This window comes from Streptomyces sp. URMC 124 (assembly GCF_051386455.1).
Taxonomy (GTDB): domain Bacteria; phylum Actinomycetota; class Actinomycetes; order Streptomycetales; family Streptomycetaceae; genus Streptomyces.
Window position 1 is genome coordinate 1 of sequence record NZ_JBPQTS010000202.1, and the last position, 10,677, is coordinate 10,677.

A 10,677-nucleotide genomic window follows, 5' to 3' on the forward strand; every position below is an offset into this window, starting at 1 on the left:
CCGCACCCCCTCGCCCGCGCCCACCGGCGCGCCCTCCCGGCAGCCCCTCTCCGGGCCTGCCCACAGGCAGCCGCAGGCACCCCGGCCCCAGGCCGGCGGGCATCGCTTCACCCCTCGGAGAAGACCGGCGTCGCCAGCCGGCCCTCCGGGTAACCGGGTCGCTCCCCCCAAGCACCACCGCGTCCCGGTCCTGCCCCTCTCCAGCGAAGGCGAAGAACCACATGAGTGACCGCACCCTCACTGCGGCCGAACCCCAGCCCGCCGCCACGGCGGCGCCCACGGCCTCCACGCACGTGGACGCCGGCGATGCCGGGTACAGCAAGGACCTCAAGTCCCGCCACGTCAACATGATCGCCATTGGTGGAGCGATCGGCACCGGACTCTTCCTCGGCGCCGGTGGCCGTCTCCACAGCGCCGGTCCCTCCCTCTTCATCGCCTACGCGGTGTGCGGCCTCTTCGCCTTCTTCGTCGTGCGTGCGCTCGGCGAGCTCGTGCTCTACCGCCCCTCCTCCGGAGCCTTCGTCTCCTACGCCCGTGAGTTCATGGGCGAGAAGGGCGCCTTCACCGCAGGCTGGCTCTACTTCCTGAACTGGGCCACCACCGGCATCGCGGACATCACCGCCGTCGCCACGTACACCCACTACTGGGGAATGTTCAGCGACATCCCGCAGTGGGTCCTCGCGCTGATCGCCCTCGCGGTCGTGCTCACCGTGAACCTGATCTCGGTGAAGTACTTCGGTGAGATGGAGTTCTGGTTCGCGATCATCAAGGTCGCCGCGATCACCCTCTTCATGGTCGTCGGCATCTTCCTGCTGGCCAGCCAGCACAGCGTCGGCGACTCGACCCCGGGTCTGGCGAACATCACCGACCACGGCGGCATCTTCCCGACCGGCGTCATGCCGATGCTGCTCGTCATCCAGGGCGTCGTCTTCGCCTACGCCTCCGTCGAGCTGTGCGGTGTGGCCGCCGGTGAGACCAAGAACCCCGAGAAGATCATGCCGAAGGCGATCAACTCGATCATGTGGCGCGTGGGCCTGTTCTACGTCGGCTCGGTCGTGCTGCTCGCGCTGCTGCTGCCCTTCACCGAGTACGTCGCCGGCGAGAGCCCGTTCGTCACCGTCCTGTCGAAGATCGGCGTGCCCTACGCGGCCGGCGTGATGAACCTGGTGGTCCTCACCGCGGCCCTCTCCAGCCTGAACTCGGGCCTGTACTCCACCGGCCGCATCCTGCGCTCGATGGCGATGTCGGGCTCGGCGCCGAAGTTCACCGGCCTGATGAACAAGGGCCAGGTGCCCTACGGCGGCATCCTGCTCACCGCGTTCTTCTGCGTCCTCGGTGTCGGCCTGAACTTCGTCGTCCCCGCCGACGCCTTCGAGATCGTGCTGAACTTCGCCGCGATCGGCATCATCGGCACCTGGGGCATGATCATGGTCTGCTCCCTGCTCTTCTACCGCCGCTCCAAGGACGGCCGGGTCACCCGCCCCGGCTACAAGCTCCCCTGGGCCCCGTACACCCAGATCGTCACCCTGGTCTTCCTGGCCGGTGTGCTCGGCCTGATGGCGTCCGAGCCCGGCGCCGGCCGCACCACGGTGCTGTGCCTGCCGATCATCATCGCGATGCTGGTCGGCGGCTGGTTCCTCGTCCGCGGCCGGGTCGCCGAGACCGAGCGCGCGAACGAGCTCGCCCGTGCGGAGGCCGGTCAGTCCTGACCGGGTGAAGCCGAGCCGGTCCCGACCGGCTGAGAACGACGAGAGGCGCCCGCCCCGGGAGACCGGGACGGGCGCCTCTTCGCATGCCTACGGCTTGGCCGAGTCCACCCCCGGCCGCCCGGACCGCCACTGCCCCCGCGTGAAGTCCGGGATCTCCTGCGGCGCGCCCCCGGCCCTGATGGAGGCGTGGCTCAGCGGCACCGGCGCGCTCCACGTCGCCGCGTCGTACACGTCGAAATCGGGCACCAGCCCCTGCTGCATGCACTGCATGAGGCGGAAGATCATGATGTAGTCCATGCCGCCGTGGCCGCCCGGCGGGTTCGCGTGCTCCTTCCACAGCCAGTGGTCCCACTCCGCGTACGCCCCGAAGTCGCCCCACTCGTCCCCGGACATCTCCGGCTCCAGGTAGATCCGCGGCGGGTAGTCCTCGAACGCCCCCTTGGTGCCGCTCAGAGCGTTCACGCGGCTGTAGGGGTGGGGGTTGCTGACCGCGTGCTCCAGGCGGATCACGCGCCCCTTGGCCGTCTGCACGAGGCTGACGGACATGTCGCTGCCGACGTACGTCTCCTTCCAGCTCGGATCGCCGGGCGGCATGTGCTGCGCGCGGTAGGCGGCGAGGCCGGCGGCGGGGGAGCCGAACGTCGAGATCCGCACGGCCCGGTCCCCGCGGTTGACGTCCATGTAGGTGGCGACCGGAGCGAATCCGTGGGTGGGGTAGACGTCCCCTCTGAGCCGGGTGTGCCACAACCGCCGCCACGGCCCCTCGTAGTACGTCGGCGAGAACATCAGCTCCCGCAGGTCGTGGATGTAAGCCCCCGCCCCGTGCAGCAGCTCGCCGAACTTGCCCGCGTGCGCCATGCGCAGCACGCGCATCTCGTTCCTGCCGTAGCAGCAGTTCTCCAGCTGCATGCAGTGCCGCCGCATCCGCTCGGACAGGTCCACCAGGCGCCACAGCTGATCCAGCTCCATGGCGGCCGGACACTCCACCCCGACGTGCTTGCCCGCGGTCAGGGCCTCCTCGGCCATCGGGAAGTGCCACTCCCACGGCGTGGCCACGTAGACGAAGTCGACGTCCCCGCGGCCGCACAGCTGCCGGAAGTCGTCCTCGCCCTTGGTGTAGAGCGCGGGCGCCGGCTGTCCGGCCGACCTGACCTTGGCGGCGGCCTTCTCCGCCTTCGCCCGCACCGTGTCGCACAGGGCCACCACCCGCACCCCGGGCACCGCCAGGAACAGCTCCGTCATCGCGCCGCCGCGATTGCCCAGCCCGACGATCCCGACCCGCACCGTGCCGCGTCGCTCGAACGGCACCCCGATCATGGTCGCGCCCCGGCGCCGCGGAGCCGGGGCCGCGGCGGCGGGGGAGGCCGCTGCCTGCGCCAGTCCGAGCCCCAGCCCCGCACCGGCGCTCGCGGCCCCCGCGGACTTCAGTACGAGACGCCGGCTGACGTCGGGGGTCCGCTCCCCTCCCTCCACGGACGCGTGGGGGCCGGGGCTCCCGGAGGCATCGAGGTACTCGGGGTTCTGCGGTGCTGACTCGTGCATCGGTCCTCCTGGACGCAAGGGGCTGATGTGAGCTGCGGCGCGTACGTGAACCTCACTGACTTCGGTTAGTGACCCTGACGGGTGTGATGCGGGCAACGCAAGAGGGCTCGCACCACGAGATCCGACGCTTAGAGTGGCCGGATGGGAACGGTGTTCGAAGGGGCGGGGGACAGCCTCTCCATGTCCAACGGCGGGACCGCCGTCTTCGTCGAGGTGCTGTGGCTCGCGGTGTCGGAGCTGGCGAGCCGCCCCTGGGACTTTCGTTTCGCCTCGCTGCTGGCCCTGCAGGACCAGAACGTGATGGGGCGTGGAATGGTCGGCTTCGACCTGGAGGACGTCGACTGGGGCGACACCCCGTCCGAGCGGGCCGAGGCGAAGGACTTCGTGCTGCGGGTCGTCGACCTCGCACTGCAGCGGCACCGCTGGGACGAGCTGGGGTACGAGCCGCCCTACGCGCCCGAGTACCTGAGGCACTTCCGGGCCATGGTCGAGGCCTTCGTCCCGGCCCCGCGCCCCGAGCGGACCGACGGCGATCCCTTCCCCGGATTCCCCGGCCCGGACGCGGCCGTGACGACCTGTTGCGTGCCCCACCGGGTCCTGAACGCCCTGCCGCACTGGGACGGCTGCGTCTTCTGCACCGCGGGGAGCGTGTTCCCGCGAGGTACGGGCAGCCCCGGTCAGTCCTCGGAGTCCGACGACGTGTCGTCCTCGAAGAACTGCGTCTCGTAGTAGTCCATCAGCTGCTCCGCGGTGTGCCCGTTCGTGCGGGCGAAGTCCTGGGCGATGGCGGCCGCCCAGTTGCCCAGGGACAGCGCCAGCGCCAGCAGCCCGTCCGTGCCGTGCTCGGCCTCGATGCTCTTGATGGTGGCCAGGTTCACCCACGGCACCACCCCGGGCTCCGACTCCGGCACCGTCCGGCGCAGCAGCTGGATCACGGTGCGCGTCATCTCCGGTTGCAGCGGGCGCAGTCGCTCGCGCTCATCCTGGATCGCGGCGACGATGCGGGCGCGCTCTTCCCTGTTCACGGTGTTCCCCATTCCCCCCGTCCGGTGGTGGCGAGGGCCCACCGTAGGGCCGGCGAGGGGGCCGGGGGGACGGATTCCGGGATTGAGCGCCATCTGTACCCCCTGGTACCCCTGGTACTCGCCTTAGCCGGATCGGATCAGCCGGCGGGCGGACCGGGCCGGGCGGGCGGGCCGTACGGGACCAGCGTGGCCGAGGGGTCGTCGGCGAGCGTCACGGCACGCTTGCCGAGGGCGAAGGAGCAGGCGTACTCGATCGCGTCGTCGACGGTCAGGGCGGTCACGGGGGCGTCGGAGGGCGACGGCCGCTCGGGGCCGATGCGGTAGCCGGTACGGATCACCTCGTCGTCCGGGCCGCTGTGGTCCACGGAGGCGAATCCGTCGCTGTCAGGGGCCCACTGCCCGCTGACCCGCCAGGTGCCGCGCAACTCCAGCAGGCCGGGGGCCGGGCAGTGCCAGCGGAACCGGGAGATGCCCAGTTCTGTGCTGATGCCCTCGAAGCGGCTCCAGCCCCGGCCGTCGGCCAGGAACACGAGTTCGCTCGTCTCCATGGCGCCGAGGTCGAAGGGGGCGCTGCACCACAGGCCGATCAACTGTTCGTCCAGAAAGGTCACCCGGAGATTATTGCCGCGCTGCCCACTGCAGGCCGCTCGCCGGGGGCCGGACGCCGCGGTGCCGGGGCAGGGGCTCCGGCACCGCGGACGGTGAAGCGCGGCCTGTCACGGAAAGAACCGGTCACCGGAGGGAGACGCGGCTGGACGCCTCCCGGGGGAGCTTGTCGTTGACGAAGGAGACGGTGTCGCCGAGGGGGCTGTCCTCGACGTTGGCGAGATGGGAGAGGTGGGAGATGCGGTGCATCAGCGGCCGGGGGCCGAGCCCGCCCCCGCCCTTGCCCCCGCCGGCCGCCTCGGCGGTGCCGGCTGCGGAGACGGCGCCGCACATCAGAAGGGTCGATCCCACAGCAATACGCGTCACGATGCGGTTCTTCATGCCTTGCCAAACGACGGATGGGAGCAATCGATACGCACAGCCGCATTGTGGCTGCTAAGACACATCAGACACATCAAACGCATTATGGATAAAGGGCGGTTGACGCCCGGTGGTTGCAGGCCCGGACCGGGCAGGTGAAGCCCTCGGGCCGGGGCCCGTGAAGATCGTAAGGAAACCCGGTCCGGCGCGGCCGGAATCGGCCCCTGGGTGACCTCCGCCGGGGCCGTGCGCGGCCGTTCGCTCCCCTCTGCGGGTGACGCCCTTCCCTTCTGTTCCCCACCCCTCAGGCAGCGGGACAGGGCTTCCCGGAATGCCTTCTGACCTGGGATTTCGTGGCATTCCTGCCTACGATCGAGGCAACGGGAAAGGGGGTCCGCATGGACCGGAACATCCGCACGGTGGACGACGTCCTGAGGCTGCTGGACGGCCTGTTCGCGCCGGAGGCCGACCGCTGGACGGCCGGAGCGGCGTCCTGGTGGGACGGCTTCTACGAGGACCGCTCCAGGCCGGTGCCGTTCTTCGTGGACAAGCCCGACGAGAACCTGCTCTCGTACCTCGACCGCGGCCAGATCACTCCCGGCCGCGCCCTCGACCTGGGCTGCGGCCCGGGCCGCAATGCGGTCCACCTCGCCTCGCGAGGCTTCGAGGTGGACGCCGTCGACCTCTCCCCGGCGGCGATCGCCTGGGCGGAGGAACGCGCCCGCGAGGCCGGGGCCGAGGTCCGCTTCCGGTGCGGTGACGCCTTCGACCTCGTCGGCGAGGAACTCGACGGCCCGTACGACCTGATCTACGACTCCGGCTGCTTCCACCACCTGCCGCCGCACCGCCGGATCAGCTACCTCGCGCTGCTCGATCGCGCCCTCGCGCCCGGTGGCCGGTTCGCCCTCACCTGTTTCGCGGCTGGTGAGATGGGCTCCGAGGTCCCCGACGCGGACCTCTACCGCCAGGCCCGCCTCCACGGCGGCCTCGCGTACTCACCGGAGTCCTTGCGCGGCATCTTCCGCGACCTCGCGGAGGTCGAGCTGCGCCGCATGCGCGACGAGCCGGCGGAGTCGCCCGGCTTCGGCGAGCCCTTCTTGTGGACGGCGCTCTTCCGGCGTGCGACGAGGCACGAAGCGGCGCGCTGAATGCCCGTTCAGACCCTGTCCACGATGCCCACCTTCCCCTCGGAGCGTGCGCAGTGGGCGCCGCAGTACCAGTGGCCCTCGGCCTCGACCCCTTGACCGACGATCGGGACCCGGCAGTGTTCGCAGATGGGCGCCATGCGGTGGATGGCGCACGCGAACGAATCGAACGCGTGCCGTGCCCCGTCCTGGGTCTCCACGAAGAACGCCAGGTCGTAGTCGTTTCCGCATACTTCGCAACGTGCCATGGGCCGCATGGTCCGGAGCGGGAGGCGGCGGGGCAAGGCTATGCCGGGCGGGTCGGCCCGGCTGTACCCGGGCGGCGGAACCGGGCGGTGCGCAAGTGCCGGGACCGGCGCCGTTCGTGGGCGGGTGTCAGGTGCCCGTGCGGCGGTTCTACGCGCGCGAAAAGGGGGTTCCTGCAGTGATCGAACCGCCTGTTAGGTTGGCTTGTTCTGTTCGGCAGGAGAGGGGAAAACATGCGCAAGCCGGCACGAATCGCGGGCGCGGCACTGATTGCGGCGGCGCTGATGACGGGGTGCAGCAGCGGTTCGGACGGCGACGGCGGGAAGGGTGCCGCGAAGGCGGGGGACAAGCCCTCGGCGAAGCCTTCGGCGAGCGGTGCCCAGGCGCCCACGGAGGGCGGCAGCGCGAAGCCGGAGCGGAGCGGGGCCGAGAAGCCGGACCAGGGCGGCGCCGGCGACCTGGACGGCATATGGAACCAGCAGAAGGGCTACGACATCGTCCGGGTGACGATTTTCGGTGACCGCGGCATCTCCGACTCGGACAAGGGAGTGTGCAGCGGCCCCGCGCAGCGCTCCGGCACGAGCGTGAAGTTCGACCTGAAGTGTCCCACCCCCGGCAACCCCCGCACCAAGGGCACCGCCACCCTGGTGGACGGCGGCAAGACGCTGTCGGTCAGCTGGGAGGGAGGCCTGACGGAAACCTTCACCAAGGACCCCGTCAAGGTCGAGATGCCCAAGATCGACATGCCCAAGATCAACGTCCCGTAGCTCCCGGCGGAGCCGGTCGCCTCAGGGCTCGGCTCCCAGGCGCGTGACGAGGTCGTGCCAGGCGGCCTCCAGGCGGGTGGGCGCCATGCCGCGCTCGACGCACAGGTGGTGGACGAGGGCGGCGTCGAGGAGGCCGAGCAGCGTGTGGGCGAGGAGCTCGGCGTCGCCCTGGACGCCGGCTTCGCGCAGCAGCATGACGAGGTGGCCGACGCGCAGGCCGTGCGCCGGGACGCCGTAGACGCGCAGCGGGTCGGTCCGGGTGGCCAGGATCAGTTCGTGGTGAGCGCGCTCGTGGCGGATGAGGGCGGGGCCGAAGGCGTGGAGGCGCTGCGCCGCGGGGGCGCCGGGGCCCAGGGGCGGGGGGCCGGAGACGAAGGCGGCCTGGAACTGCTGCTCGCGGTGGTCCAGGAGTGCCAGCAGCAGCCCGGTGCGGTCGCCGAAGCGCCGGAAGACGGTGCCCTTGCCGACCCCGGCGGCCGTGGCCACGGCCTCCATGGTCAGGTTCGCGGCCCCGCACTCGGTCAGCAGACGGGAGGCCGCCTCCAGGAGGCGCGTGCGATTGCGGGCCGCGTCGGCTCGGAGCGGCTGGGGCTCGCCGTGGGTGAGGAGGGGCAGCTCCTGTCGGTCGTCCGGGGGGCCGGGCGGCGGCGAGGGGGGAACGGAGCCGGTCATGGGTCCAGCGTAACGTCTCGGCGAAATAACTGGACCGCGGTCCGGATAAGTGTCACAATCCTAAAACAGGACCCCGGTCCGGTTTGTTCTCGTCATCACTTACCTGGAGTTCCCCATGTCTGTCCGCATCCTTGCGCTCGTCGGCAGCCTCCGCGCCGGGTCCCACAACCGCCAGCTCGCCGAGGCCGCGGTCAAGCTCGCCCCCGAGGGCACCGCGATCGAGATCTACGAGGGCCTGGCCGACGTGCCCTTCTACAACCAGGACCTCGACGTCGAGGGGGCCGTCCCGGCCGCCGCCGCCCGCCTGCGCGAGGCGGCCGGCGCCGCCGACGTCCTCCTTTTCTTCACCCCCGAGTACAACGGCACCATCCCCGCCGTGCTGAAGAACGCCATCGACTGGATCTCGCGTCCGCACGGCGTGGGTGCCATCGCCGGCAAGCCGGTCGCCGTGGCCGGCACCGCCGCCGGGCAGTACGGCGGTGTCTGGGCGCAGGACGAGACCCGCAAGGCCGTGGGCATCGCCGGCGGCAAGGTCCTGGAGGACGTCAAGCTGGCGATCCCCGGCTCGCACGCCCGTTTCACCGACACCCACCCCTCCGACGACGCCGAGGCCGTCGCCGCGCTGACCGAGCTCCTCCAGCGCCTGGCGAGCGTCCCCGCCGCGGTCTGAGCGAAGCGGCCGCGGTCAGCGCACCGGGCGCCTGACCCAGCCCTTCTTGACCAGCTGGTCGCAGTGCCACTTGCCGTAGCGCGCGCTCTCCCCGCGCTTCTTGGTCGCCTTGATGCAGTCCTCGTACGAGAACGGCGGCTTGCCGGGGGAGGCGTGCACGGCGGGTGGCGGTCCGGCGGCGGTCCGGGCGACCGCCGCCGGGGCGGCCCATGCGCCGGCCATGACGACCGCGGCCAGCACGAAGTTCATCCGACGACGCACAGCGCCCTCCGCTTCTCGCTCTCCTGCTGATTCCGTGCCAGAGGCACTTGTCATCACCAACGAGCGCATGGGCCGAGGGCAACGCCCCGCCGCCGTCGTTCATCCTGAGCACCTGATGCACCCCGGGCCCCGGAGTCACCTGAGACCCGGGGCGGGCCGGGCCGCCCGCCATGCTTCCCCCGTCGGACGGCCCGGCAGCTTGACGGCTCCGCTCAGACCTTGTGGTAGGCGCGGGCCTCGATCGTGTGCGGCTTACCGCTCAGGTAGATCCGCATGTAGTGCTTCTGGTTGGGCGAGGCGCGGAAGGTGTCCACGTTCATCCAGTCGCCGGTGCACACGCCCCAGCCGCCCTTGGCGATGACCTTCTTGTCGCTGCTGCGCACGATGTCGATCTTGAGCTTGGTGCCGTCGCCGCCGTTCCAGCAGCGGGCGTGCACGCCGAGCGCGTTGCTGCGCGGCACGAAGTCGCCCGTCGGCCAGTACTTGGTGGGCGTGTGCTTGTACGGGCCCCAGATCCGCTTCCAGCTCGCCTGGATGCCGTGACCCACGCCGGTGTCCAGGTCGGCGGTCTGTGTGACGACGCTCCGCGCGGCCGGTTCCGCCTGGGCCGACGGAGCGGTCACCGCCAGCCCGGCCCCCAGGGCCACCGTTGCCGTCGCGAGCGCAAGGCTCTTGCCTGCCTTCATGGCTTCCTCCCGTTGAACGTGCTCTCCGTAGGGCGGGGAGTGCGGTCGCGGGCCGCAAGTCCGTGACTGCAACCGGCCGTTCCGCGGCGGTTTCCGAACCTTCCGGCCCGTTCCCCCGTTCCCGCGCTCCCCTTCCGGTGCCCTCCATTCAAGGCCCCGCCCGCCGTGCACACATCAGGGCCAGCCCTGAAATGCCGGTGGGGCGCGGGCGGTCCGGCAGCCTCAGCCGCGCAAGTACGACAGGACGGCCAGCACCCGCCGGTGGTCGGTCAGGTTCGGCTCCAGGCCCAGCTTGACGAAGATGTTGCGCACGTGCGTCTCGACGGTCTTGCCGCCCACCACCAGCCGCTCGGCGATCGCCTCGTTGGTGCGCCCCTCGGCCATGAGCGCCAGCACGTCCCGCTCCCGGGGAGTCAGCTCCTCCAGCGCGCCGCCCGCCCGCCGGCGGTGCAGCAGCCGGGACACCACCAACGGGTCGATCACGGACTCGCCCGCCCCCACCCGCTTGATGGCACCGGTCAGTTCCTCGACGTCCGCGATCCGGTCCTTGAGCAGGTACCCGAACCCCCGGGCGCGCCGCGCCATCACCTGCACCGCGCTGCCCGCCTCCACGTATTGCGACAGCAGCAGCACCCCCACCGGAGGGCAGCGCTCGCGGATCGCGCACGCCGCGCGAACGCCTTCGTCGGTGTGGGTCGGCGGCAGGCGGATGTCGAGCAGGGCCACGTCGGGCCGCACCTCCTCCACCAGCTCGACCAGGTCCCCGGTGTCCCCTGTCTGGCCGACCACCTGCACCCCCGCCTCGGCCAGCAGCCGCACCAGGCCCTCGCGCAGCAGTACGGAGTCCTCGGTCACCGTCACGCGCACGGCAGCTCCACCCGCACCCGGGTCCCGCCGCCCCGGGGGCTGTGCACGTGCAGGACGCCGCCGACCGCGGCCAGCCGGTCCGCCAGCCCCCGCAGCCCCGACCCGCGCGCGGGGTCCGCCC

General features: G+C 71.3%; 14 protein-coding genes and 1 pseudogene. 5 read left to right on the plus strand and 10 right to left on the minus strand.

Annotated features, from left to right (window positions below; translation table 11 throughout):
• Window positions 1-221: 221 nt before the first annotated feature.
• Window positions 222-1,709 (plus strand): amino acid permease, encoded by a 1,488-nt coding sequence (locus ACSNOG_RS29540; protein ID WP_436755766.1) that lies wholly within the window; start codon window positions 222-224, stop codon window positions 1,707-1,709.
• An 87-nt stretch (window positions 1,710-1,796) separates the two neighbouring features.
• Here the strand turns inward: ACSNOG_RS29540 and ACSNOG_RS29545 are convergent, their stop codons facing one another.
• Window positions 1,797-3,251 carry a Gfo/Idh/MocA family protein gene (locus ACSNOG_RS29545; protein ID WP_436755767.1) on the minus strand — a complete coding sequence of 485 codons (1,455 nt, stop codon included), beginning with the start codon at window positions 3,249-3,251 and terminating at the stop codon, window positions 1,797-1,799.
• 141 nt (window positions 3,252-3,392) lie between these two features.
• Between ACSNOG_RS29545 and ACSNOG_RS29550 the strand changes: the two genes are divergently transcribed.
• On the plus strand, window positions 3,393-3,980 hold the full coding sequence (locus ACSNOG_RS29550) for a hypothetical protein (protein ID WP_436755768.1): 588 nt from the start codon (window positions 3,393-3,395) through the stop codon (window positions 3,978-3,980).
• Here the strand turns inward: ACSNOG_RS29550 and ACSNOG_RS29555 are convergent.
• From ACSNOG_RS29555 to ACSNOG_RS29565, 3 genes are all read right to left on the minus strand, one after another.
• The gene (locus ACSNOG_RS29555; protein WP_436755769.1) at window positions 3,929-4,276 is read right to left on the minus strand and encodes a hypothetical protein; all 348 of its coding nucleotides are present in this window, start codon (window positions 4,274-4,276) and stop codon (window positions 3,929-3,931) included. The genes ACSNOG_RS29550 and ACSNOG_RS29555 overlap by 52 nt on opposite strands.
• 137 nt (window positions 4,277-4,413) lie before the next feature.
• Window positions 4,414-4,887, minus strand: a complete 474-nt coding sequence (locus ACSNOG_RS29560) for a hypothetical protein (RefSeq protein ID WP_436755770.1) — start codon at window positions 4,885-4,887, stop codon at window positions 4,414-4,416.
• 121 nt (window positions 4,888-5,008) lie between these two features.
• Window positions 5,009-5,248, minus strand: coding sequence for a hypothetical protein (locus ACSNOG_RS29565; RefSeq protein ID WP_436755771.1), 240 nt, complete (start codon window positions 5,246-5,248; stop codon window positions 5,009-5,011).
• 392 nt (window positions 5,249-5,640) lie between these two features.
• On the opposite strand from ACSNOG_RS29565, the gene ACSNOG_RS29570 reads away from it, so the two are divergent.
• On the plus strand, window positions 5,641-6,390 hold the full coding sequence (locus ACSNOG_RS29570; protein WP_436755772.1) for a class I SAM-dependent methyltransferase: 750 nt from the start codon (window positions 5,641-5,643) through the stop codon (window positions 6,388-6,390).
• Between the two features lie 8 nt (window positions 6,391-6,398).
• Here the strand turns inward: ACSNOG_RS29570 and ACSNOG_RS29575 are convergent, their stop codons facing one another.
• A complete protein-coding gene (locus ACSNOG_RS29575) occupies window positions 6,399-6,635 on the minus strand; it encodes a hypothetical protein (RefSeq protein WP_436755773.1) in 237 nt (78 codons plus the stop codon).
• Window positions 6,636-6,866: 231 nt separating this feature from the next.
• Here ACSNOG_RS29575 and ACSNOG_RS29580 point away from each other — a divergent pair, with 231 nt between their 5' ends.
• Window positions 6,867-7,400: a hypothetical protein gene (locus tag ACSNOG_RS29580; RefSeq protein ID WP_436755774.1), complete on the plus strand. Its 534-nt coding sequence runs from the start codon at window positions 6,867-6,869 to the stop codon at window positions 7,398-7,400.
• A 21-nt stretch (window positions 7,401-7,421) separates the two neighbouring features.
• Here ACSNOG_RS29580 and ACSNOG_RS29585 read toward each other — a convergent pair whose 3' ends face one another.
• The gene (locus tag ACSNOG_RS29585) at window positions 7,422-8,072 is read right to left on the minus strand and encodes a TetR/AcrR family transcriptional regulator (RefSeq protein ID WP_436755775.1); all 651 of its coding nucleotides are present in this window, start codon (window positions 8,070-8,072) and stop codon (window positions 7,422-7,424) included.
• 115 nt (window positions 8,073-8,187) lie between these two features.
• On the opposite strand from ACSNOG_RS29585, the gene ACSNOG_RS29590 reads away from it, so the two are divergent.
• Window positions 8,188-8,742: an NADPH-dependent FMN reductase gene (locus ACSNOG_RS29590; RefSeq protein WP_436755776.1), complete on the plus strand. Its 555-nt coding sequence runs from the start codon at window positions 8,188-8,190 to the stop codon at window positions 8,740-8,742.
• Between the two features lie 15 nt (window positions 8,743-8,757).
• Here ACSNOG_RS29590 and ACSNOG_RS29595 read toward each other — a convergent pair whose 3' ends face one another.
• The 4 genes and pseudogenes from ACSNOG_RS29595 to ACSNOG_RS29610 all read right to left on the minus strand — a co-directional run.
• The gene (locus ACSNOG_RS29595) at window positions 8,758-8,991 is read right to left on the minus strand and encodes a hypothetical protein (protein WP_436755777.1); all 234 of its coding nucleotides are present in this window, start codon (window positions 8,989-8,991) and stop codon (window positions 8,758-8,760) included.
• A 224-nt stretch (window positions 8,992-9,215) separates the two neighbouring features.
• Window positions 9,216-9,689, minus strand: coding sequence for a hypothetical protein (locus ACSNOG_RS29600; RefSeq protein WP_436755778.1), 474 nt, complete (start codon window positions 9,687-9,689; stop codon window positions 9,216-9,218).
• Between the two features lie 222 nt (window positions 9,690-9,911).
• Complete coding sequence (locus tag ACSNOG_RS29605) at window positions 9,912-10,556, minus strand: LuxR C-terminal-related transcriptional regulator (protein WP_436755779.1); 645 nt, start codon at window positions 10,554-10,556, stop codon at window positions 9,912-9,914.
• Window positions 10,547-10,677, minus strand: a pseudogene (locus ACSNOG_RS29610) (sensor histidine kinase); the annotation flags it as partial. The pseudogene ACSNOG_RS29610 and the gene ACSNOG_RS29605, both read right to left, overlap by 10 nt.